15 protein-coding genes are annotated in these 23,889 nt (G+C 71.4%); 8 read left to right on the top strand and 7 right to left on the bottom strand.

Annotated elements, in window-relative coordinates; translation table 11 throughout:
* Positions 1–28: 28 nt before the first annotated feature.
* On the bottom strand, positions 29–3,049 hold the full coding sequence (locus WMF11_RS35705; RefSeq protein WP_437973910.1) for a beta-propeller domain-containing protein: 3,021 nt from the start codon (positions 3,047–3,049) through the stop codon (positions 29–31).
* Positions 3,050–3,468: 419 nt separating this feature from the next.
* Here WMF11_RS35705 and WMF11_RS35700 point away from each other — a divergent pair, with 419 nt between their 5' ends.
* Positions 3,469–4,383 carry a hypothetical protein gene (locus tag WMF11_RS35700; protein ID WP_437973909.1) on the top strand — a complete coding sequence of 305 codons (915 nt, stop codon included), beginning with the start codon at positions 3,469–3,471 and terminating at the stop codon, positions 4,381–4,383.
* Between the two features lie 41 nt (positions 4,384–4,424).
* Here the strand turns inward: WMF11_RS35700 and WMF11_RS35695 are convergent, their stop codons facing one another.
* Entirely contained in the window at positions 4,425–7,286 is a 2,862-nt protein-coding gene (locus WMF11_RS35695) for an Hsp70 family protein (protein WP_437973908.1), read from the bottom strand.
* A 205-nt stretch (positions 7,287–7,491) separates the two neighbouring features.
* On the opposite strand from WMF11_RS35695, the gene WMF11_RS35690 reads away from it, so the two are divergent.
* The 4 genes from WMF11_RS35690 (at position 7,492) to WMF11_RS35675 (ending at position 12,998) form a co-directional block, all read left to right on the top strand.
* Positions 7,492–8,001, top strand: a complete 510-nt coding sequence (locus WMF11_RS35690; RefSeq protein WP_080599074.1) for an OmpA family protein — start codon at positions 7,492–7,494, stop codon at positions 7,999–8,001.
* A gap of 496 nt (positions 8,002–8,497) precedes the next feature.
* The gene (locus WMF11_RS35685) at positions 8,498–9,151 is read left to right on the top strand and encodes a hypothetical protein (RefSeq protein WP_437973907.1); all 654 of its coding nucleotides are present in this window, start codon (positions 8,498–8,500) and stop codon (positions 9,149–9,151) included.
* A gap of 249 nt (positions 9,152–9,400) precedes the next feature.
* Positions 9,401–10,363, top strand: coding sequence for an aldo/keto reductase (locus tag WMF11_RS35680; RefSeq protein WP_437973906.1), 963 nt, complete (start codon positions 9,401–9,403; stop codon positions 10,361–10,363).
* Between the two features lie 193 nt (positions 10,364–10,556).
* The gene (locus WMF11_RS35675) at positions 10,557–12,998 is read left to right on the top strand and encodes a GH36-type glycosyl hydrolase domain-containing protein (protein WP_437973905.1); all 2,442 of its coding nucleotides are present in this window, start codon (positions 10,557–10,559) and stop codon (positions 12,996–12,998) included.
* A 114-nt stretch (positions 12,999–13,112) separates the two neighbouring features.
* On the opposite strand, the gene WMF11_RS35670 is transcribed toward WMF11_RS35675, so the two are convergent.
* Positions 13,113–14,462, bottom strand: coding sequence for an amidohydrolase family protein (locus WMF11_RS35670; RefSeq protein WP_437973904.1), 1,350 nt, complete (start codon positions 14,460–14,462; stop codon positions 13,113–13,115).
* A gap of 771 nt (positions 14,463–15,233) precedes the next feature.
* Here WMF11_RS35670 and WMF11_RS35665 point away from each other — a divergent pair.
* Positions 15,234–15,677 (top strand): hypothetical protein, encoded by a 444-nt coding sequence (locus WMF11_RS35665; RefSeq protein WP_437973903.1) that lies wholly within the window; start codon positions 15,234–15,236, stop codon positions 15,675–15,677.
* A gap of 178 nt (positions 15,678–15,855) precedes the next feature.
* Here the strand turns inward: WMF11_RS35665 and WMF11_RS35660 are convergent, their stop codons facing one another.
* The 4 genes from WMF11_RS35660 to WMF11_RS35645 all read right to left on the bottom strand — a co-directional run bounded on the left by WMF11_RS35660 (position 15,856) and on the right by WMF11_RS35645 (position 19,991).
* Positions 15,856–16,734 carry a transglutaminase family protein gene (locus WMF11_RS35660; protein ID WP_437973902.1) on the bottom strand — a complete coding sequence of 293 codons (879 nt, stop codon included), beginning with the start codon at positions 16,732–16,734 and terminating at the stop codon, positions 15,856–15,858.
* 16 nt (positions 16,735–16,750) lie between these two features.
* The gene (locus WMF11_RS35655; protein WP_437973901.1) at positions 16,751–18,628 is read right to left on the bottom strand and encodes an Hsp70 family protein; all 1,878 of its coding nucleotides are present in this window, start codon (positions 18,626–18,628) and stop codon (positions 16,751–16,753) included.
* Positions 18,625–19,278, bottom strand: coding sequence for a DUF2760 domain-containing protein (locus WMF11_RS35650; RefSeq protein ID WP_437973900.1), 654 nt, complete (start codon positions 19,276–19,278; stop codon positions 18,625–18,627). Before WMF11_RS35650 ends, WMF11_RS35655 begins: the two co-directional genes overlap by 4 nt.
* Before the next feature lie 101 nt (positions 19,279–19,379).
* Positions 19,380–19,991, bottom strand: coding sequence for a hypothetical protein (locus tag WMF11_RS35645; protein ID WP_437973899.1), 612 nt, complete (start codon positions 19,989–19,991; stop codon positions 19,380–19,382).
* Between the two features lie 390 nt (positions 19,992–20,381).
* Between WMF11_RS35645 and WMF11_RS35640 the strand changes: the two genes are divergently transcribed.
* Entirely contained in the window at positions 20,382–20,594 is a 213-nt protein-coding gene (locus WMF11_RS35640; RefSeq protein WP_437543838.1) for a twin-arginine translocase TatA/TatE family subunit, read from the top strand.
* A 96-nt stretch (positions 20,595–20,690) separates the two neighbouring features.
* Positions 20,691–23,837, top strand: a complete 3,147-nt coding sequence (locus WMF11_RS35635) for an MXAN_5808 family serine peptidase (protein ID WP_437973898.1) — start codon at positions 20,691–20,693, stop codon at positions 23,835–23,837.
* Positions 23,838–23,889 lie beyond the last annotated feature (52 nt).

Below are 23,889 nucleotides of genomic sequence, written 5' to 3'. Positions count from 1 at the left end.
CGCGCGGGGTGAAGCGGCGGCGCGCGGTTCAGTCGCCGAGGTCGACGACCTCGAGCCCGTGGTACCAGAGCGCGCAGAGCGCGTTGTCGCCGGAGATCGTCACCTGCGAGACGTACGACGAGAGCTCGCCCTTCATTTCGAGCGTCAGCTCGTCGAGGTCGGCCGCGTCGAGCACCGAGAGCCCGGGCGGGTTGTAGCCGGCGAGGAGGAGGCGCGTCCCGTCCACGGCGCGCGGCCAGCCGGCGTCGGGGCTCGAGAGCTCCTTCATCGCGACATCGATGCTGCCTCCCTCGAGCCCGCTGGCCACGAGGATCCCGGAGGTGTACGCGCCCCCGCCCACCGCGTCGCCCACGGCGTAGTACCCGGAGGTGTACATGAACACGCGGTCATCGCCCACGAACACCTGGTCCAGGCGGGTGTCGTCGTCGAGCGTGTGCTCGTCCCGGAGGCTCGCGCTCGCGCTGCCGACGTCGAGCAGCTTGAGGGTGTGGCGCGTCCCGCGGCAGACTCCGGGGCCATCGTAGTTCTGCTGGTTCGCCGGCACGAACTCGGCGTTGTAGCTGAACGCGCTGTAGCACTCCTTGTAGCCCGCGACCGGGACCTCGATCACCTGGTAATCGACCGTGAGCGCGCGGTCCGACGCGCCATCGAAGGTCAGCAGCGAGCCGGGCACGTTGACCGGCGTCCGCACGACCGCCGAGGAGGGATCGGCCACGTCGATGCGGTCGAGGTAGAAGCGCGCCCTGGAGGGGTCGTTCTGCAGCGGCACCCAGTGCGACGTCAGCACGGTGGTGCCGTCGAGCTGCAGGCCCGTGTAGCCGGCGCCGTCGGGCAGGGGCAGCGAGCGGTGCGTCGGGCTCGACGGGTTCCAGAGGTCGATGATCTCGAGCGACGGATCGCGGGGCTGCGGCGGCGGGGCGCCGCCGCCGTCCTCGTAGTAGTAGTACGGGTCCTCGACGTTGCGGAGCACGAGCGTGCTCCCTGCCTGGACGACGGCGGCGCCCGCGGGGACGATCCTGCCGTAGTACCCGTTATAGTAGAGCGCGTTGCTGGTGAACGGCAGATCGCGCTGGCTCGCGATCCGGGGGGCTTCGGGGTTCGTGAGATCGATGACGGCGAGGCTCGTCTTCGTCGAGTCCGTGTACGAGGGCCAGAGCAGGTAGGCATATTGCCCGTGCGCGAAGAGCTGCGCGCTGGAGAGGCCGGATCCATAGCAGTCGCTCTTCGATCCGGAGGCCAGCGTCGAGAGGTCGAGCTTGCCGATCGGCTCGGTGCGCCCCGGGTCCGCGGCGTACACGACCTCGAGCTCGGCGGCCTGTGTCCACCAGTCCGCGCCCATGCGGACCACGAGATCGCCGGTGGCGACCGTGTTGCTGACGACCGTCGCCAGGGCCAGGTCGGCGGCCTCGACCGGGGCGTCGCGATCATCGATGTTGAACGTCCCGACCTCCTGGTCGGAGACGGCGAAGAGCCGCGTGTCGTGGACGAAGGCGCGGCGCGCCTGGCCGCGCGCCGGCGCCGAGCCGCGCTTCGTGAGCGTGTCGGCCGTGAAGTCGACGAGCTGGACGCCGCTCTCGTACGAGCCGCAGCCCTCGGCCTCGTCGATGTCCCAGCCGCTGTACGGCACGAGGATGGTGCCGAGATCGTCGAGGATGGTGAAGGCCTTGTGGATCCGGTCCTGGCCCTCGGCGAAGCTCGCCCAGTCGCCGCCGAAATGGACGCGCTCCAGCATCGTGGGCTTCGCGAGGTCGGAGACGTCGAAGAGCGAGACGTGGAGCGCGCCGTCGGTGGCGGCGTTGTCGAAGCCGAGGGCGAGCAGCCGGTCGCCGCGCGGCTCCATGTGGTAGACCCAGCCGGGCATCTCGAGCTCCCCGAGCTGGGCGGGGTGCTCCGGATCGCTGAGATCGATGGTGAAGAGCGGGTCGGTCTGCTCCGCCGTGATCGCGTAGGCGCGGTCGCCGTCGAAGCGCACGGAGCGCAGCGTCTCGGGCCTGGGCAGGGTGAGCTCGGTGAAGCCGAGGGGCGTCAGCTCTTGCGAGGACGCGACGGCGAAGGTCTGGACGCCGGGCAGCGCGTCGGTCCGCCAGAGGCCGGGCTGGCTGACGACGCGGAGGACGCCCTCGTGCTCGTCCATCTGCCAGCGGCTCTGGATCTGGCCGACGGCCTCGACGCTCGCGCCCTCGACGAGCGCGCCGCCGGGATCGGAGATGTCGACGACCTGGATGGTGGAGTGCCCCTCGTCGGTGCCGTCCCACTCGATGCCCGCGATGTACATGCGGTCCTGGGTGACGCTCACGCTGCGCTGCCACCCGTAGTCGTTGGGGTCGTCGTCGTAGCTCAGCTGATCGACCACGGCGATCTCGGCGGGGTCGCTGACGGCCAGGGAGGTGACCGTGGTGTTCCGCGACTCCTTGCACCCCCAGCAACCGCCGTCCTCGAACGTGACGGTATAGAGCACGTCGCCGACGATGCGCGAGTCGGAGATGGCGCCCGGCAGGTCGAACGAGCCGATCTGCTGGATAGCCGCCGGGTTGGAGACGTCGAGCGCCTCGATGTGGCTCGATTGCTCATACGAGTACTCGCCGGTGGCGGCGTCGTAGATGTACTGGGTCCACGACGAGAACATCGCGTAGACGACCCCGTCGCGAAGGTACATCTCGAAGGGGATCCCGCTCGCCCGGTAGCGCCCGAGGAGGCTCAGCCGGTCGCGCCGGGAGATGTCGATGATGCTGAGCCCCGAGTACTGCGAGAGCGCGTAGAGCTTGCCGTCCTTGACCTGGATGATGTCGGCCTCGGTGATCGCGCGCTCGGCGTCGCCATCGGCCGGGGGCGCGGTCGGGGCGCCGTCGCCTCCGGTGCCCGCTGAGCCCTCGCCGCCATCGGCGGCCGTATCTCTTCCACCGCCTGCCCTCGGATTGTCAGAGATGAAATCGGTCGAGCCGGGTTCGGAAGGCCCCGTCGAGCCTTTCCCGCAGCCGGTGAGTCCGGCCGAGGCCGCCGCCGTCGCGAGGACGAGCCAGCTGGCGTAAGTTCTAGACAGGAAGGTCATAGTTCACCTCGTTGAGGACGAGACACAGGGCGTCATGTCTGCGCCGGTGCGCGTGCACCGTTCAGGTCCCATGCCCGGCGCACTTAGCAAGTAACGGGCCATGCGGAACCCCACGGAAGATCCAAGGAATTTGCGGGTATTTCCGTGGCTTGTGCCAGAGTGTGCGGCCGGCGGGCTGCCGGCGGTCATGGGCCTGCCCGCAAGGCGTGCGCCGTGGCGATGTTCGATGCCCTGATCCCGGGGTGAGCTCTCATGACCTGGAGGCGGCTCACGCGGCTTGTGGGCAGCTGCTCGTCACCGCGGGAGCATCGCGTCTGCGCGTGGGGATGCGCCGGTGCCGTGCTTGGCACGAGGTGTGAATCCTGGCGCCTGCGGCTGCCGAATGGCAGGTTCGTCACTATTTGATAGGAGGCTTGACGATGGATCTTTTCAGCAAACGTCACCGACTCGTCGTTGCGATGCTCGTGCTCTTCGTACCTTTGCTCACCGGCGCCAAGGGCAAAGGCTGTCAGGGCCCGATCGAGGGCGGGGGGGAAGGCCCTGGGGGAGGTGGGGTGGCGGGCGGCGAGCCGGTCTCGTGCCAGGTGACCGGCTGCAGCGGCCAGGTCTGCGCGGACGAGGACGTGGTCACGGACTGCGAGTACCGGGAGGAGTATGCCTGTTACAAGGAGCACGGCGTGTGCGAGCGGGGCGCGTCGGGCGAGTGCGGCTGGCGGGCGACGCCGGAGCTCGAGGCGTGCCTTGGCGGCGGCGAGCCTGCGCCGTGCGTGGTGACCGGCTGCAGCGGTCAGGTCTGCGCCGATGCCGATGAGGAGGTGGCCACGACCTGCGAGTGGCGCGATGAGTACGCGTGTTACAAGGAGCACGGCGTGTGCGAGCGGGGCGCGTCGGGCGAGTGCGGCTGGCGGGCGACGCCGGAGCTCGAGGCGTGCATTGGCGGCGGCAAGCCTGCGCCGTGCGTGGTGACCGGCTGCAGCGGTCAGGTCTGCGCCGATGAGGAGGTGGCCACGACCTGCGAGTACCGTGAGGAGTATGCGTGCTACAAGGAGCACGGCGTGTGCGAGCGGGGCGCGTCGGGCGAGTGCGGCTGGCGGGCGACGCCGGAGCTCGAAGCGTGCATCGGCGGCGGCGAGGCTGCGCCGTGCGTGGCGACGGGCTGCAGCGGGCAGATCTGCGCGGACAAGGGTGCGGAGATCGTCACCACGTGCGAGTGGCTCGAGGAGTACGGGTGTTACAAGGAGCACAGCGTGTGCGAGCGGGGCGCGTCGGGCGAGTGCGGCTGGCGGGCGACGCCGGAGCTCGATGCGTGCATCGAGGCGGCTTCCGGCGAGTAGAGCGGGTGCAGTTCAGCGGCCGACTTCGCCGCTGACCGCTCCTACTCGCTCACAAGCCGCAGCCCCACCGGCAGCCCCTCGCCAAAGAACGCCGCGCGCTCGGACTCCTCGACGGCCACCACCTCGCGCACCGCCTTGAGCCACGCCTCGGGGGCGCCCACCTTGACGAGCCGCCGCTCCACCTCGCCGCGGACCCGGTCCGAGACGTCGCGCGCCCGGTCCCCGGTCCTGCGCGCGAGCTGCACCGCGGCCGGCGCCGCGGACGGCAGCTCCTGCCACTTCTCGCGCAGCAGGTGGTCTATCCACCGCTCGGCCGCCGCCGGCGACACCACATGGTGGACGCTCGCGTAGGCCGGCACGCGCGCGCCGAGGCGGCCGATCGCCGCCCAGAGCCGCGCGTCGCGGTCGGTCCATGTGCGCTCCAGGATCCACGCGCCGAGCTCGCTCCTCCGGCCGGCGGGCACGCGCTCCAGCGACGCGCAGAGCTCGAGCAGATCGTCGAGCGCCTCCGGCTTCACCCCCTTCGGCTTCTTCAGCCGCTGCTCGGCCGGGGCCAGGAACGGATCCGCCAGATCCCGGATCGCGACCTGCAGCGGCTCGTCGAGGCCGCCCGCGATGCGGCGCCAGGCGATCCAGAACTGCTGCCAGGAGCGCGCCTCCTGCGGGAACGCCAGCCGCTCGGCGAAGAGCGGCGCGAGCGCGGCGACGCGCGCCGGGTCGCCCGCGTCGCCGAAGCCGGGGCGGAGGCAATAGCCGGCGAGCGACCAGAACACGCGCTCGTGATCGGCCGAGCGCCGCCGCGAGCGCGCGCTCGAGACGAGGGTGTCGAGCAGCGCCCGCGCGGTCTCCGTCGTCCAGGTGGCGCGCTCCCCGAGGACGCGCTCGAGCTCGCGCACGAGGTTCTTCGCCTCCCGCGGCGCCACGTCGGGCCGCCCCTTGCCGAACACCCGCTCGATGGCCTCCCGGGCCTCGTCGAGGCGCTTGCCGCCCGGCGCCGCCGCGGCGTGAGGCCTCGCCTGCGCCCGCTCCGCCGGGGCGCCTCCCTCGGCCTCGGTCGCGCGCGCGCCGCGGCCGTCCTCGCGCAGCTGGAACGCCAGCCGGAAGCGGCGCGGCGCCGCGGCGTCCACCTCGACGCAGGCGAGATCCAGGGTGCCGATCGCGGTGAGCTCTCCCTCGATCTGCACCCGCACCTCCGCCTGCTTGCCGGTCGCGGCGCGCGCCGCGTCCCCCGCGTCGAACGCCACCGCGATCGGCGGCAGCGCCTCGAACCGGTCGTCTTCGAGGGGGACGAGGTCGCCCGCGCGATCGGCGCGCGCGTCGTCCGACGCGAACAGGTCGAACCGCACCGGGCGCCCCACGACGAGCGCGAACGTTCGCCCGGCCGCCGCGTGGACGCTGCCCTCCTTCGCGCCGCGCGGCACGACACAGACCGCCGGCCGCGGCCCCCCGCCGGCGGGCGGCTCGAGGCCGACGTAGTAGCCGCGCGCCGCGCCCCCCTCGATGCGCACGCCGCGGCCCGCGAGGGCGAGGCCATACGCGACCGCGCCCCGCGCCACCGCGAGGTCGGGATCGGCGTGCGGGAGCAGATCGAGCGGCGGGCCGCCCCAGCGCTCGACGACCTGCGCGAGGCGCTCCGCGACGCGGCGGGCGCGGAAGACGCCGCCGTTCAGGAGCAGCGCGGTCGGCCCTCGCGCCTCCGGGGCGTGGCGCGCGAAGAACCAGGCCACGTGCCGGGTGATCGCGACGTCCCGCTCGTAGGGCAGGCCGAACGCGACGAGCCCGCTCCGCCCGCGCTGCGGCCGGGCGTCCCGCGGCGCCTCGGGGAAGAAGCCGTCCAGCACGACGCCTTCGACCTCCTCGCGGCCGAGGCGCGTCGTCAGCGCGCCGCCCACGAGGCGCGCGCCGTGCGAGAGCACCGTGACCGGCGCGTCGTCCGGCGGCGAAGGCGCGGCGCTGCCGGCGCCGCCGGACGAGGCCCCGCCGGCGAGCAGGCGCTCCTTGGCGGCGCGGCAGGCCAGCACGAGCTGGCCGAAGCGCGCCGGGTCGAGCTTCTCCCCTGCGCCCACGAGGCGCGGCTCGCAGAGATGGGCGAGCGCCAGGTCCATGTTGTCGCCGCCGAGCAAGAGGTGGTGGCCGACCGCGACGCGGGAGACCTCGGGGTGGCCCTTGGCCGCGCCGGCGCCCCGGGCGACCCGGATGAGCGAGAGATCCGTCGTGCCGCCGCCGACGTCGCAGACGAGGACCATCGCCTCGCCGTCCGAGCGGGCGAGCAGGGCATCGAGGCCGTCCGCGCCGGCGAGGCGCATGAAGTCGTAGAACGCGGCCTGAGGCTCCTCGAGGAGCCGCGCCGAGAGGCCGGCGCGGCGGGCGGCCTCGACCGTCAGCTCGCGCGCGACCTCGTCGAACGAGGCCGGCACGGTGAGCACGACCTCCTGGGCCGCGAGCGGGCGCTCCGGGAACGCGTCGTCCCAGGTGCGCCGCACGTGGGCGAGGATCCGGGCGCTCGCGTCGAGCGGTGAGACGCGCGGCAGGGAGGCCGCCTCCTCGGCCGCGCCCCAGGGCAGGATGGGCGCCGTGCGGTCGACGGCGGGGTGGCAGAGCCAGCTCTTCGCCGAGGCGACGAGCCGCCCGGGGATCTCGCCGCCGCGCCGGCGCGCGTGCTCGCCGATCGCGAAGGGCGCGTCGCCGAAAGGATCGGCCTGCGCCTCGCCGGGGAGGGGCGCGTAGAGCAGGGACGGCAGCAGCGGGCGCGCCTCGATCTCGGTGGCGGTCACGAGCTGCGGGATCGAGAAGACGCGGATCGCGCCGGGATCGGCGTCGCGCTCGGCCCACGCCACGACGGCGTGCGTGGTGCCGAGGTCGATTCCGACGATCAGGCTCGGGCTCTTCGCGGGGGCGGACATGCGTGCGCGCAGCAACGATACTGGATCGCCGCGGCGCATTCCGCAGGTCCGGCGCGCCGCCGCGCCGGCTCGCGCGGGGGGCCGTCGCAGGGGGCACCGCCGCCGCACCCGTCCTCCGGTCGCGTGCGCCCGCGCGGGAGCTGTAGGCGGGGTCGGCGTACTTGTTCCGGTTCTTCCGGGCGATTCCCCGTGCTAGAGCCGCGAAATGCGAGCGAACCGAGCGATCTGGCTTGTGGTCCTGGGCGCCCTTGCGGCGGGGTGCGGGTCGGCGAAGACCGAGATGTCGGTGGCGGCGAGCGCGGCGCCGCCGCCGCCTCCTCCTCCCGTGGCCGTCCAGCCGGCGGCGCCTGCCGAGGCGGTCATCGAGGGGGATCGCATCAAGATCGCCCGGCCGATCTTCTACGACCTCGACAAGGACGAGATCCGGCCGGAGTCGTTCTCGGTCCTCGACGCGGTGGCGAACATCCTGCGGACGCACCCGGAGATCACCGCGCTCACGGTCGAGGGGCACACGGACAACCAGGGCAGCGTGGAGCACAACATCAAGCTGTCCGAGCGCCGCGCGAACGCCGTCGTCCGCTACCTCGTCCAGCGCGGCGTCGCGACGCCGATGACGGCGCCGGGGTATGGCGCCGGCGCGCCGCTCTGCTTCACGAACGACGAGGGCTGCCGCGCCATGAACCGGCGCGTGGAGTTCCGCATCAAGTCGAAGTGACCTGCTGGCGGCCGATCGAGGCCGCCCGCTCGTCGCTCCAGGTCCGACACGCTCCTCCCCACGCCTGCTCCCCCGGCCATCCGGGCATCGGAACAACAGGCCAGGTTAACACAGACCCTCATTCGAAATCGACTGATTTCGTCGGCGTCGGCGCGTGCCGAGGCGCGCGAGCGCGGGCGCGAGGATGCCTGTCCGTCTGTGCGTCTGTGCGTCTGTCCGTCTGTGCGCCTGTGGGACAAGCGACTCCCAAAGATGGTTGTGTTGCAAATTTGTATTGAACGGCGCCTCTCGATCGTACTTAATACATCACGGGAATCCGCGCGCTGAGTGCGACGCGCCAGTTCGAGCAACTCACTGCATTGCAAGGTGGATCATGGCGAGCGTTCGTCGTCGTATGCTGAAGATCGCTTGTCTCGTCCTTCCGGGGCTCGCGTGGCTTTCGCCGCGCACCGCCGATGCGCATCACGCCGACCATCTCAGGTGGGCGGAGAGCCTCGTGGACAACATCAGCCCTGAGAACAACGAATACAACTCGAGCCCCAGCTTCATCAGCTGGGCTGGTGTGGCCGGCGCGCGGCGCTACGCGAACCGGACGCAGTGCGCCACCTTCCTGACGGAGCTGCTCAAGCGGGGCTACGGCTTCACCGAAGCGTCGCTCAAAGACTGGCTGGGCAGCCGGAGCCCGAGCGCGGCCGCCTACTACGACGCCATCGTCGAGGAGAACGGATTCGAGAGGATCCACGACCCCAAGGACGCGCGCGCCGCCGACATCATCGCCATCCGCTACCCCGCAGGCGCGTCGTCGACCGGGCACGTCGCGATCCTCCGCCGGACGCCGAGGGCGAAGCTCCCCGTCACACCCCTCGTCGCGGGCACACTCCAGTTCGAGGTGAGCATCGTCGACTCGACGAGCACGCACCACGGCTCGTCCGACTCCAGGTACGCCTCGAGCGGCCGGGGGGCCTCCGGCGCCGGCTACGGGACGATGCGGCTCTACACGAACACCTCGAAAACCATCGTCGGGCACACCTGGAGCACGGCCGCCGTCACGGCCTATTACGCCACGACGGTGCGCCAGGTGGTGATTGGCAGGCTGGTGTTCGAGGACGACGATCGGTCGGACGACGACGACCCCGACGACCGGTGGTAGCGAGTGACTGGCGGCCACTTCCGCGTGCCCAAGGCTCGTCCATGAGGTCGTGGGCGGTCGAATCGGTGGCCCGCTGAGCTCGGCTCTGCCGAGGCCTGAAGCCGTGCCCGGCGCGAGGCCGGCCATCGCGCGTACCACCAGGTGCCGGACCCTCGCCGCGCGCGGCGTCGGCGCCGTTCTCGCCGAAGATCCAGGCCTCGGTTTACGTTCGACCTGTCGGTTGGTAGAGTCCTCTCCAAGGAGGGCCGTATGCGCGAGCCGAGCGAGACGGGAAGTGCCGACGGTGGCCGTCGTGGCGTGCTGGGAGCGGTCGCCACGACCGCAGCGGCCGTGGCGGTCGGGGCAGCCGGCTGCCCGTCGCCTGCGGCCGGCGAGGCGCCGGCGCGCACGCTCGGGCGGACGGGCGCGCAGGTGGAGCCGGTGTCGCTCGGGGGCGAGGGGATCCTCCGGACGACCGGCCGTCACCGCGAGGCGGTGCCCGTGATCCTGGAGGCCCTGCGCCTCGGGGTCAGGTATTGCGACACCGCGCCTGCATACCAGCAGAGCCAGGACTACTACGGTGAAGCCTTCCGCGCCGCCGGCCCGAAGGCGCGCGAGCAGGTCTTCCTCGCCTCCAAGACCCACGCGCGCGATCGCGACGGCGCGCTGCGGCTGCTCGACGACAGCCTGCGTCGGCTCGGGACAGACCACCTCGATTCATGGCAGCTGCACGATCTGCGGGAGCTCGAGGAGCTCGACGCCATCTTCGGCAAGCGGGGCGCCATCGAGGCCGTGGAGCAGGCCAGGGCGGACGGCCGCGTGCGCCACGTCGGGATCACCGGCCACCACGACCCGCGGATCCTCCTGGAGGCGATGCGGCGTTATCCTGTGGATACCGTGCTCTGCGCGGTCAACCCGGCAGATCCGGCGCGGCTCCCGTTCCTGACGACCGTGGTCGAGGAGGCGCGGCGGCGCGGCGTCGGCGTCATCGGCATGAAGATCATGGCCGCGGGCCGCCTGCTCCAGGATCGCGCCGCGAGCGCGACCGAGCTCATCCGCTACGCGGCCAGCCACGCCGACACGGTGATCATCGGCTGCTCGTCGATCGCCGAGGTGCGCGAGAACCTGGGCGCGCGGTCCCTCTCCTTCCCGATGCCGCCCGCCGAGCGCGCCGCGCTGGAGGCGCGCGTCGCGCCGCGCGCCGGCCGTTACGACACGTTCAAAGCAGGTTGAAGCGGCGGATACGCGGCTCTGCGAGCGAGGCGTGCCCCCAGGCCCCGTTGACAAGCGGAGGTGCCGGGGTCTAGAGTGGCGGCCCTCTGAGCTCGCTCGGAGGCCCCAGGCCTGACAATCATCGGCTTATCCGACCCGGGGCAGCGCAGCCTCCGGGTTTTTTTCTGTCGCTATCCACGGAGACCGCGCGTCCATGAGCAATCAGTACGGCCACTTCGACGACGAGAGCCGCGAGTACGTCATCACACGGCCCGACACGCCGCTGCCCTGGCTCAACTACCTGGGCTCGGACGAGATGTTCGGCCTCTGCACCAACACGGCGGGCGGCTACACGTTCTGGAAGGACGCCAAGCTGCGCCGGCTCACGCGCTACCGGTACAACAACGTGCCGATGGACCTCGGCGGGCGCTACCTGTACGTGAACGACGGCGGGGTCGTGTGGAACCCCATGTGGAAGCCCCTCAAGACGGCCCTCGATCGCTACGAGTGCCGCCACGGCCTGGGCTACACGAAGATCACGGGCGAGAAGAACGGCGTCGAGGTGGAGGTGCTCTACTTCATCGTTCCCGGCGAGAACGTGGAGATCTGGCGCACCCGGGTCACCAACAAGAGCGGCGCGAAGAAGGACATCCAGCTCTTCTCCTATCAGGAGTTCTGCTTCTTCGAGGCCCTCAACGACATGACGAACTACCAGCGCACCTACTCCATCGGTGAGGTGGAGATCGAGGGGAGCGCCATCTACCACAAGACCGAGTTCCGCGAGCGCCGCTCCCATTACACGCTCTTCGCCTGCACGCGCGCCATCGACGGGTTCGACACGAGCCGTGACGCCTTCTGCGGCAGCGTCCACCACGGCCTCCACGAGGCCCAGGTGCCGGCCAGGGGGAAGGCCACGAACTCCAAGGCGTTCGGCTGGAACCCGATCGGCAGCCACCAGGTGAGCCTCTCGCTCGAGCCCGGCGCGAGCGAGACGATGAGCTTCGTGCTCTCGTACGTGGACCACGGGGACCTGCCCAAGTTCAAGGCGCCCTTCGTCCTGAACAAGCAGAAGGGCAAGGAGATCCTGGCCAAGTACTCGGCGCCCGGCGTCGTGGACGGCGCGTTCGCCCAGCTGAAGGCGGACTGGGCCGGGATCCTCTCGAACTTCCAGGCCGACTGCCCGGACGAGCACGCGAGTCGCATGCTCAACACCTGGAATCAGTACCAGTGCATGGCGACCTTCAACCTCTCTCGGTCGGCCAGCATGTACGAGACCGGCATCGGCCGAGGCATGGGCTTCCGCGACTCGAACCAGGATCTCCTGGGCTTCGTGCACCTCGTCCCCGAGCGCGCCCGCCAGCGCATCCTCGACATCGCCGCCACCCAGCTCAGCGACGGCACCTGCTACCACCAGTACCAGCCGCTGACGAAGAAGGGGAACGCCGACATCGGCGGCGACTTCTACGACGATCACCTGTGGCTGATCCTCTCCACGTGCGCGTACATCAAGGAGACCGGCGACAAGGGCATCCTCAAGGAGGCGGTGGGCTACGCCGACAAGCCGGGCTCCAAGGAGGACCTCCTTCACCACCTGGAGACGTCCATCGCCTACACGATGAAGAAGCGGGGCCCGCACGGCCTGCCGCTGATCGGCCACGCGGACTGGAACGACTGCCTCAACCTGAACTGTTTCAGCACCGAGCCCAACGAGAGCTTCCAGACCGCGGGCGACGTGAAGGACTCGAAGGCCGAGTCCGTGATGATCGCCGGCCTCTTCCTCTATGCCAGCCGCGAGATGGCCGCCCTGTACGACTGGATGGGCCAGAAGTCCGACGCGGCGCGCATGCGCGAGCAGTACGCCGAGATGCTGGCCGTGGTCGAGAAGGAGGCCTGGGACGGCGAGTGGTACCGCCGCGCCTACGACGCCGAGAGCCGGCCGGTCGGGAGCAAGGAGAACGAGGAGGGGAAGATCTTCATCGAGAGCCAGGGCTGGTGCGTCCTGGGCGGCGCCGGCGCGGACAACGGCCGCGCCAAGCAGGCGATGGAGAGCGTGCACAAGCACCTCTACACGAAGAACGGCATCGTCCTGCAGCAGCCCGCGTACTCGACCTATCACCTCGAGCTCGGCGAGGTCACCTCGTATCCGCCGGGCGTGAAGGAGAACGCGGGCATCTTCTGCCACAACAACACCTGGATCCACCTCGGCTGGTGTCTCCTGGGCGAAGGGGAGCGCGCGCTGGAGTACTATCTCTCCATCTGCCCCTCGGCCAAGGAGAGCCAGATCGAGACCTATCGCGCCGAGCCCTACGTCTATGCGCAGATGATCGCCGGCAAGGACGCCCCGGTCTTCGGTGAAGCCAAGAATGCCTGGCTCACCGGCACCGCGGCCTGGACGTTCGTGTCCGTCAGCCAGGGGATCCTCGGCGTGCAGCCCCAGTACGACGGCCTGAAGCTGGATCCCTGCGTGCCCAAGGCGTGGAAGAGCTTCTCCATCTCCCGCCGCTTCCGCGGCGCCACCTACGAGATCAGCGTCAAGAACTCGGGGGTGTGCAAGGGCGTGAAGAAGCTGACCGTGGACGGCAAGACCGTCGCGGGGAACGTGATTCCCCTGTCGCCGGCCGGCTCGACGGTGCGCGTCGAGATCGAGATGGGCTGAAGGCCCTCTGTCGGAGCGCGCCGCGCGATGGCGGCGGCGCGCTCCGCGTGCGCTCGCCCTGTCCGCGCAGCTCCACGTAACGCGCGCGCCGAGCCCGCGGCGGCCGCGCGCGGCTCACTCGGCATGAGCTGGGCCGACCCACCTCCCGTTCAGCATCACCCGCTTCACGCGCCGCATCGCCCGGATGTCCGCGAGCGGGTCGCCCTCGATCAGGACGAGGTCGGCGAGCTTGCCCGGCTCGACGCTGCCGAGCCGGTCGTCGGCGCGGAAGTACCTGGCGTTCTCCAGCGTGCCAGCGACGAGGACCTCCATGGGCGAGAGGCCGCTCTCGACGAGCAGCTCCATCTCGTGCTGGTAGGCCCACCCTCGCTCGGCGCCCGGCGCCTTGCCGTGGGAGCCGACGACCACCCGCACCCCGGCGCGGCGCGCCGCGAGGGTGAGCTTCATCATGTTCTCGAAGCCGCGCACCTGGGTCTCCGTCGCGCCCGCGTCGCCGGCGCGGCGCTCGAAGATGGCGAGCGTCGGGGTGAGGAAGGTGCCCCGCGCCGCGAGCAGCCCGAGCAGCGCTCGGGTCCGCGGCGCGCCGAGGGAGATGCCGCGAAAGACCTCGAAGCGCCCCGGAAAGCGCGCGTCGTTGTCGGCGATCACCGACTGGCGGTAGCGCTCCGCCTCGCGCGGCGGCACGAGGGCCGTGCCGAGCGACGTGATGTGCTCGATGCCGTCGAGCCCGGCGCGGACCGCGGCCGCGGCGTCGACGGTCTCGAGGTGCGCGACGGCGATCACCCCGCGCGCGTGCGCGGCCTTGGCGACCTCCTCGACGAGCCCGAGGGGCAGGCGGAAATAGACCTTGATCGCCGACGCCCCGCGCTCGACCAGCTGATCGACGGCCCAGCGCGCCTCGGCCGCGTCGCGCACCAGCATCGCGCTCTCCGGATAGGCCGGATACGGCGCGTCGAGCAGCGGCCCCGCCAGGAAGAGCCGCGGCGTCGGGCCGAGCTTGCGCGCGGCGTCGTACGCCTCGATCCAGTTCCCCGGCTCGCGCAGCGAGGTGACGCCGCGCTGCAGGACGACGCCGGGCAGCCCGTCATCGGCGTCGAGGTGGAAGTGCGCGTCGATGAGGCCGGGCAGCACCCAGAGCCCCGCGCCGGGGACGACCTCCGCGCCGGCCGGGACGTCGGTGGCGCCGCGCGCGCCCGCGGCGACGATGCGGTCGCCGCGGACCACGACGACGGCGTCGCGCACGGGCGGCCCTCCCCGGCCGTCGATGAGCGTGGCCCCGACAATCGCCGTGCAGCGCGCGGCGTCCGGCCGCGCGACGGCGTTGATCTCCCGTGGGGGCGGGAGCTTCGGCTGCCCTTCCGGCGAGGGCCATTGCACAGACGTGCTCGCGCAGGCGCACAGGCCCGCGAGCGTCACCGCCAGACACACGCGCAACACGCGCAACACGCGCAGACGAATGCTCATCGTGCCCTCCCCCCGTGACGCGCGACGGGCCCCGCGCGTCGCTGCGCGGCGCGCGTGGGGCCGTATCGCCGGCGCCCGTCGCTCGCGATCGCAGCGCGAGGCCGGGCTCTGCGATCGCGCGCGACGCAGGCGCCGCGCCACTGATCATAGCAGATCCGAGCTCCAGGGCCGCTGTCACGAGCGCTTTCCAACTTCCACCTTCAAGTCGTCAAAGGCGCGCGCTCCCGGCGGCGTCCGCCGCCATCTCCAGATTCGCGCGAGGCATCGAGATCGCGCAGCGCTGCCGGCAGCGCGCGGCGCGGGCGACGGCGTTCCCGGCGACGGCGCGGCGTTCCGTGGAGCACAAGGAGGCTCGGAACTCGCGACTTGCGGCATTCGCTGCGACGCTCGCCGCGAGCGTGAGCCGCGAGCCCCCGGCCACGGCGATGCGCGCGGTTCGCGACGCGCGATTTCGGTGTGGTTTCGCCCGGGCGTCGGAGTCGGGCGATCCCCGAGCCGTGGGCGCTGCTAGGCTCGTCCCCAGCGCGCATGCCATGGTGTTTTGGGTCGCGCGACCGGGTGAGGCGCCGACAGCTGTTTTCGCGCGTCGCATGGAAGATAGTTGAGCGTCACAGCCTGGGTGGAGTAGTGTGCCGCCGCCGGCACGCGGGGGTTGTCGCGACCGGCGAGTCCCCTTGGGACTGACAGACGAAGCGACGATCGACGACGGGCGCTCGTTCGAGCGCGCCGGAGGACAACATGCGTAATATTAATCTTGTCAGCATTGGCTCGATGGCTCTCATCCTTGGCGCGACCGCCTTCTCCGCGGGTTGCGGGGACGACACCGAGACGGGCACGGGCGGCGGGACCACCGCGAGCAGCTCGGCCGGCGAGGGTGGCGGCGGCGGCACGGGCGGCACGGGCGGCGAGGGCGGCAGCGGCGAGGGCGGTGGCGGCGGCACGGGCGGCAGCGACGCGTGTGTGACCTGCTCGGCGCCCCTCGTGGCTGACGCCGATCCGGCGGACCTCTGCGAGTCCTCGATCCCGAAATACCAGGCAGTTACGGAGTGTATCTGCGAGACGTGTGGCGCGGCGGACGGCGACCCCTGCTATGTCGCGTGCACAACGGACGAGGCGGCGGACGAGGCGTGCAACGCGTGCGGCACCGAGGCGGCCACCACCGCTGAGGGCGCGTGTATCGAGCAGGGCACCGCCTGTCTCCAGGACGGCCAGTGATCGCGACGCGCCGAGGTCTCGCGGATCCGTCCGAGCGACCTTCGGCGCTTCGCGCTGCGGCCGCAGGGAGGGGCGGGAAGCCTGCCTCGCCCGCGGCCGCGGTTTCGCGCTCTCCGCTGTCGCTGTGGGCTCGGCGCGACAGGCGCCTGTCGGTGGGCGGGCGATCCCGCGGAGAGACCTAGTCGACCTCGCTCACCGTCACATCGACGTTCATTGTCTCGGCGGCGGCCGTGTAGAGCGTCCCCGCTGTCGGCGTTACGTCCATGTAGTTGCGGCCGTAACCGACCCGCACGTGGTCGAGGCTGGCCAGCACGCCGTTCGTGGGGTCGAACCCCTTCCAGCCGATGTTCGGGATGTAGAGTTGCACCCACGCGTGGGTCGCGTCGGAGCCCGCGCGGCTCGCGCCGACGTTGCCGGTATAGAGATATCCGCACACGTAGCGCGCCGGAATGCCGAGCAGCCGCGCCATGCAGATGAACAGGTTCGCGAAATCCTGGCAGACCCCGCGCCGGTTCACGAAGACGTCATACGGGGTGGTCGCGAGGTTCGTCGAGCCCGGCACGTACTGGTATTCGCGGAAGAGGGTCAAGTTGATCGCGAAGAGCGTCTCCATCAGGTCCGCGTCGTTCTTCTCGACGAACGACATGGCGTAATCGAAGAGCGCCTGGAGCTGGGTGTCGGGGAGCTCCGCCGGGCGCACGTACGGCGCGATGATCGCCTGCTCCCACGGCATCCAGACGAGGGGGAACGCGGGCCGCATCTTCTTCTTCGCGAACGCGAACGGATCGGCGTCGCAGAGCTCCACGGTCGAGTCGGCCGAGATCGTCAGCGCGGTATACGGGGCGGTGATCTCGAAGCGTGTGGCCCGGTTCCCGAAGACGTCCTCGAACTCCATGGTGGTCACGCCGGGATCGATCGTGAGCGTGTGCGAGAGCACCCGTTGATCCCAGTCGTGCACCGGGCAGAGGTGCAGCTTGTGCACGCTGCGCTCCACCGGGCGATCGTAGGTGTATCTCGTCGAATGGACGACGCGGAGCCTGCGAATCGTCGGTGCCATGTCGGGCACCCCGCGCTCACGCCTCGGCGCGCACCGACAGCTCGATCCGCCAGCGCTCGTTCGGCTTCTGCGCCTCCCGGGGGATCGCCTCCAGGAGCAGCGTCCCCACCTCGGTGACCGACGCGCGCAGCTGCACCGGCACCATGTCGCCCTCCCGGCGGCCCTCCGCGGGCAAGGTGACCTCGATCGGCGAGAGCTCCTCGAGCTCTCCGGGCTTCCAGCTCTCGAGCTCGGTCCCGGCCTGGTCATCCCGGCGCACCGACGAGCTGAAGAAGCGGAAGCGCACCGGCTCGCCGACCACGACGCCGAACTCCTGCGGCGGCAGCGTCGCCTCGGTGCCTTCCTCCATGCCGAACGGCGCGAGGCAGAGCGCCGTGATCGGCGGCTCCAGGCCGGGCACCGCGGGGACGGCCCCCTCGATGCCCACGTAGTAGGCCCGCGCTGTCCCGCCGCGGATCCGGAGCCCGCGGCCGCGCCGCGCGAGGCCGTAGGCGGCGGCGCCGCGCGCGACAGCGAGATCCAGGTCGTCGCTCGGGAGCACCCGCGGCCGGGGCGCGCCGTCCTGCTCGAGCCAGGCGCCGAGCGTCGCGACCAGCCGCTCGCGCAGCGCCGCGCTCTTCATGACGCCCCCGTTGAAGAGCACCGCCGTCGGGTGCAGGAGGAGCGGCGCTCGGCCGGGCTCGGCGTTCGCCCCTCCCTGCGGGGCGAAGCCCGGAAGCTTCGACGTCGCGCCTGCCTGCCGTCCCAGGAACGCGGCCAGGTGGCGGGTGATCGCCGGGTCCTGCGCGTACGGGAGGCCGAGCTGCGTCAGGCCGGCGCGCGCGCGGGTCGCGGGGCGCGCGGACGAGGGGACCTCGGGGAAGAACCCGTCCACGAGCGTCCGGGTGATCTCGTCCCGCGTGAGCTCGGTCCGGATCGCCGCCCCGAGCAGCTTCGAGCCGCGGCCGGCGATCGCGATCGGCGCCTCGCTGATCGACGGATCGCCGAGCAGCCGCTCCTTCGCGACGCGCGCGGCGTGGGTGAGCGACGTCATCTGCCAGCGATCGAGCTCCTTGCCCTCGGCGGCGAGCTTCGCCTTCACGACGTGCGCGAGCGCGAGGTCCATGTTGTCGCCGCCGAGCAGGATGTGGTCGCCGACCGCCACGCGGACGAGATCGAGCGAGCCGTCGCGCGGGACCGCGGCGATCGCGGAGAAGTCGGTGGTCCCGCCGCCGACGTCGATCACGAGCAGCACGTCGCCCGGCTGGAGGTGCTTGCGCCACGCCTCACCGGCCGCGTCGATCCAGGCGTACACGGCGGCCTGCGGCTCCTCGAGCAGGGTGAGGTCCTCGAACCCCGCGGCGCTCGCGGCCTCGACGGTGAGATCGCGCGCGGCGGCGTCGAACGACGCGGGCACCGTGATCACGATCTCCTGCTTCGCGAGGGCGAGCGCCGGATCGTCCTTCGCGAACAGGTGATCCCACGCCTCGGTGAGGTGCTCGAGGTACCGCCACGACGCCTCGACGGGCGAGATCTTCTCGATGTCCTCGGGCGCGCCGAGCGGGAGCGTCGATCCGCGCCGGTCGATGCCAGCGTGGCTGAGCCAGCTCTTCGCGCTCGAGATGAGGCGCGCCGGCGCGTCGACGCCGCGCGCCCGGGCGTGCTCGCCGACGGCGAAGCGCCGCTCGGCGTCCCAGGGCAGCGCCTGGGAGCCCTCGCTCTCGTGAGGGATGTACATGAAGGAGGGCAGGAGCGGGCGCGCCTCGAGCGTCCCCTGCGCCACGAGCTGCGGGGCCGCCATCACCTCGGGCGACGGCGTGAGCCGCGCGTCGGCTCCGTCCTCGGGCAGGGGCGCGTAGGCGAGCGCGCAGTGGGTGGTGCCGAGATCGATGCCGATGATGTAGCGCGCGCTCATAGCTCGACCTCCGCGGGGGCGATGATGCTGGCGTCGTGGCCGGCGACCGGCGTCGGCAGCGAGACATCGTCGGCGCGCCAGCCCCGGTGGCGCAGCACCCCTCTGTAGGGCGCGATCCCGGACACGTTGCCGATGAGCTTGATCTCGGAGGGGTTGTAGCCGGCCTCGAGCGTCACCTTCTCCCCCTCGTCCTCGCGCCGCACGGGCGCGAGCTTCGCGTGGCTGCGCAGCGCCTTGCGGCAGCCCTCGTGGACCATCCTCGCCGCCACGCCGACGTCCGCGTCGCCGAACGAGGCGATGTCCTGCTCGAGGAAGTCGACGAGCCGCCCCTCGCGCTGGAGCAGCGAGAGCAGCTGGAGCGCCGAGCTCACCGCGGGCGCGGCGTGCGGCGCGGGGGCGGCGACCGGCGCGGGGGCGGGCTCGCTCGCTGCAGCCGCGGCGGCCTCGGGGGCGGCGGGCGCGCCGCCTGCGCGATCTCGCTCGAGCTGTCGCGGCTCAGCGCGCTCGGCCGGCGGCAGGGCGGCGGCCGCCGCGCGCGCCTGCCAGGCCCGCGCGGCGAACTGGGAATCGAACAGCACGCGGAAGAAGCAGGCGAAGGCGAACCAGAGCCGCGTGGACCAGGGGAGCGGAGGATCGTGGAGGTCGGCCACGGCGAGAGCCTAACGCCGAGCGTAGGGATCGGCACAGAGACCGGCGCGCGGGGCAGGGGGGCGCCTGCCCCGCGCCGCCGCCCGGGGCGACCCCGGGCCCCTCAGAAGGTCGCCCGGAGGACGGGGACGCGGACCTCGTGCCCCTGCGCCACGCCGAACTTGAACATCTCGTCCTGCGAGTAGAGCGGCTTGAACGAGAGCGCGGGCACGCCGAGCGCGACCCGGCGCGGCGTGATGTCGACGAGGCCGAGCCGGGGCTCTTCCCGGCGGGCCCGCCGGAGGATCTGCGCGGCGTCCGTCGTGAGCTGGACGTTGACCCCCGGCTGCGGGGGCTCGGCGGCCGGCTCGTTGCGGATCGGCTCGCTCTGGTCGGAGTCGGGGGGCTTGTACGCGGTGGCGTTCAGGGTGACGACGAGGGTCGGGATGACCAGCGCCATGCCGCCGGCGAGCATGTAGAGCGGCACCTCCGCGGGCGGATCCGCCGCCTCGACGAAGTAGCCGGCGACGCCGCCGCCCACCGCGCCGAGCCCGCCGAACACGAGGTACGGCCAGGCGCGCTCGACCCCGATGGCCCCCATGGTCAGCATCACGACCTCGCCGCCGAGCAGCGCGCCGCCGACGATCCCCTTGCCGTCGACGCTCACCGTGTCGCCCTCGCTCGCCTCCTGAGCGCTCGCGCGCCCGGCGGCGCCGGCGAGCACCGCCGCTGCCACCGACGCTCCTGCCAGACAATGCGCTGCCTTTCGATTCAAGCGGTTCATCGGCATCGTGTTTTCCCCGTGTCGACTGTCGCGAAGCCTGCGAGGGCTCAAGCCATGGATCACCGCCGGCCTCATCCGAGGCCGGCGTCCGGGCCGTCCGGCCGGCGATCCCGTGTGGGTCGTCGAGCCGGTCTTGATTTGTGAACCGCTGGCGGAGTGAGCGGGTGCATACGCGCCTCGTCTCTCCTCCAGCGAAGCCGGTGCGCGAGCCTAGCACGGGTCCCAGCGCTTCGAACCGCTGCATTGCCGGTGCGGAGGATGGGTGGTATGGGTCGACGCAAACCGGGCCGTGGCCCGCCGACCTGCCGCCGAGCGCGCGGCAGCCTTCAAGGGATCAACGCTATGGGCCGCATCGGACCGCTCGAAATCGCTCTCCTCATCGGCCTCGCCTTGCTCCTCTTCGGCGCGGGGAGGATCGCTGACATCGGGAAGGGGATCGGCGAGGGGATCCGGAATTTCAAGAAGGGGATCCGCGACGACGAGGACGAGGATCCCGCCAAGCAGCTGCCGGCGAAGCCCGAAGAGAAGCAAGAAGACACGCAGAAGCCCGTGTAGCGCCCGCGCTGGAACGCGGCGTTCGGGGGCGATCGAGGCGATCGCGCGCCGACGTCGGTCGACGCTCGCTGGGGTGCGTCTATACTCGATCGCCGTATGCCTCACCGACCTCTGGAGCGCGTCGCCAAGGCGCTCGTCGTCTCCGCCGCGTTCCCGCTGGCAGCGTACTTCGTCCTTCAGTTCGGCCCTGGCGGGCTCTGGCGCGGGTTCGAGCCGGCGCTCGCGGTCACCGGGCAGGTGGCCAAGGCGCCGTACGACCTCACGCGCCTCGAGGCCGTCAACGAGACGCTGAAGATGATCCGGGACAAGTACGTCGAGCCGGATCGCGTCAAGCCGAAGGAGATGCTGCTGTCGGCGCTCAACGCCGTCCAGCGCGACGTCGCGCAGGTGATCGTCCTCAACGAGGATCCCAACGAGGTCACCGTCCGCGTCGAGACCAGCGAGAAGAAGTTCCGGATCGACAACATCCAGGGCCCCTGGGACGTCTCCGCGCGCCTCCGTGAGGTCTTCACCTTCCTCCAGAAGAACCTCCGCGGCACGGAGGTCGATCTGCGGGACGTCGAGTACGCCGCGTGCAACGGCATGCTGCACACGCTCGACCCGCACTCGTCGTTCCTGAGCCCCGAGGCGTACAAGGAGATGAACCTCTCCACGTCGGGCGCGTTCGGCGGGCTCGGCGTCGTGATCTCGATCCGCGACCAGATGCTCACCGTCCTGAACCCGATGCCCGACACGCCCGCGGGCAGGGCGGGCCTCAAGCGGCTCGATCGGATCGTGAAGATCAACAACGAGTCGACGCTCAACATGCCGCTCGACGACGCTGTGCGGAGGCTCCGCGGCGATCCCGGCACCCCGGTCACCGTGTGGGTGACCCGCGAGGGCGACGGCGGGTGGCAGGGGCCGAAGGCCTTCGAGCTGACCCGCGAGGTGATCAAGGTGAGGTCCGTCGAGTCGCGCGCCCTCGAGGGCGGCGTCGGCTACGTCCGGCTCAAGACGTTCCAGGCGACCTCGACCGCGGAGCTCGACGCCGCGCTCGACGGGCTGCGCAGCAAGGGGCAGCTGAAGGGGCTCGTGCTCGATCTGCGCGGCAACCCGGGCGGCCTGCTCGATCAGGCCGCGCGCATCGCCGACAAGTTCCTCGCCGACGGCGTCATCGTGTCCACGGTCGGCGCCTCCGAGGGGCGCGAGGAGAAGCGCGCCAAGGGGCCGGGCACCGAGCCGCTGTACCCGATCGTGGTGCTCGTGAGCGGCAACAGCGCGAGCGCGAGCGAGATCGTGGCCGGCGCGCTGAAGAACAACGATCGCGCCGTCATCGTGGGCTCGCAGACGTTCGGCAAGGGCAGCGTGCAGCTCGTCTTCCCCGACGTCACGGCCGAGAAGGCGGCCCTCAAGCTCACGATCGCGCAGTACCTGACCCCGGGCGACATCTCCATCCAGGGCGTCGGCGTCACGCCGGACATCGAGCTCGATCCCATGACGGTCGACGAGCTCGAGATGGATCTCACGGTCCAGAAGGATGGGCTCCGGGAGCGCGATCTCTCGGCGCACCTCTCGAACGCGCGCGCGGCGGCCGCGGGCAAGCCGTCCGAGGTCGTCCGCTACCAGCTCACGAGCGCCGACCGCGAGCAGATGCGGGAGCGCGGGGGCGACATCGACGAGGACTTCTCCGTCGACTTCCCCATCCGCTTCGCGCGGGAGCTCGCCGCGCGGATGCCGCCCTCCACGCCGAGGCTCCAGCAGCTCCGGGCGATGCACGACTACATCGATCAGGTCGGCAAGGAGGAGCTCGGCAAGGTCGCGGCCGAGCTGACGAAGCTCGGCGTCGACTGGTCCGACGCGCCCGAGGGGGTCACGCCGGCGGCGAAGTCCGAGCTCGACGTGAAGGTCGAGACCGACCGTCCGAGCGCCGAGGTGACCGCGGGGCAGCCGATGGAGCTCCGGGTCACGGTCAAGAACAACGGAAAGCAGCCGGTCTACCGGCTCCGTGGGACGACGGAGAGCGACAACCCGTACTTCGACAGCAAGGAGCTCATCTTCGGCAAGATCGGCCCCGGCCAGACGAAGAGCGCGAAGGCGCCGCTCGGCTGGTGCGAGGTCGAGGGGCGGAAGGTCGGCTCGACGAAGCCGAGGAAGGCGAACGAGAAGCGCGTCTGCACGATCCCGATGGACGCCCTCTCGCGGAGCGACGGCCTCAGGGTGAAGTTCGAGGTCGCCGCCGCGCCGGAGCCGCCGGCGGTCGAGATCCGGCCCACGGTGCGCGCGCTCGACCGGCCGCTCTTCCAGTACGCCTATCAGCTCGCGGACGACCGCGAGGGCAACGGCGACGGGCTCATCCAGAAGGGCGAGCGGGTCAGCATGTACCTGACCGTCAAGAACGTCGGCAAGGGGCCGTCGTACGAGACGCAGGCGAACATCGCGAACCTCTCGGGCGACGGGCTCATGCTGCACGCGGGGCGCTTCGACATCTCGAACATCAAGCCGGGCGACGTGCGCAAGGTCGTCTTCAGCTTCGACGTGGAGCAGCAGCTGTCGGAGCCCGAGGCGACCCTCACGCTCTCGGTCGGCGATCGCGATCTCCGCGAGTTCGCCAGCGAGAAGGTGAAGATCCCGATCTCGCCGCGCATCCAGCTGAGCGGCGGCGGCTCCACCATGAAGGCCGGGGCGGAGGGGGCGACCCTGCTCCCGTCGCCCGAGGCGAGCGCGCGCGGGTTCGGCCGGCTCCCGGCGGGCGCCGTGGTCAAGGTGCTCGGCGAGGCGCCAGGCGGGTTCCTCAAGATCGACCTCGGCGCGGGGCGCTTCGCGTTCGTCGCGGCGCGCGAGGTGACCCCTGGCGGCGGGCCGGCCCCGGCGGCGGTCGCGTTCGAGGACCTCTACTCGCACGCGCCGCCGACGCTGGACATCGCCGCGGCGGCGCTGGCGACGACCGCCGGCACCGTGAAGATCACGGGGACGGCGTCGGACAGCGAGCGGCTGCTCGACACCTTCATCTTCGTCGGGTCGCGGAAGCTCTACTACAAGTCGAACCGCGACGGCGCCGACCCGAAGAAGGCCGAGTTCGCGTTCGAGGCGCCGCTCCGGCCGGGGGTCAACGTGATCACCGTGGTCGCGCGCGAGACGCCCGACACCACGACGCGGCGCACGCTCGTGGTGCGCAAGGACGGGCCTGACGGCTCGATCCTGAAGACCCCGAAGTCCGACAACCCCGTGGACGATTGGATTGCGGACCGCGGCGGCGAGGAGTAGGGCGCTGGGAAATGGACGAAGACGGCAACATGGACGACCGCGGTGACGGGCG

It is taken from the genome of Sorangium sp. So ce295, assembly GCF_051527405.1.
GTDB classification, from domain to species: Bacteria; Myxococcota_A; Polyangia; order Polyangiales; family Polyangiaceae; genus Sorangium; species Sorangium cellulosum_B.
This window is presented reverse-complemented; position numbering and strand designations above follow the sequence as displayed.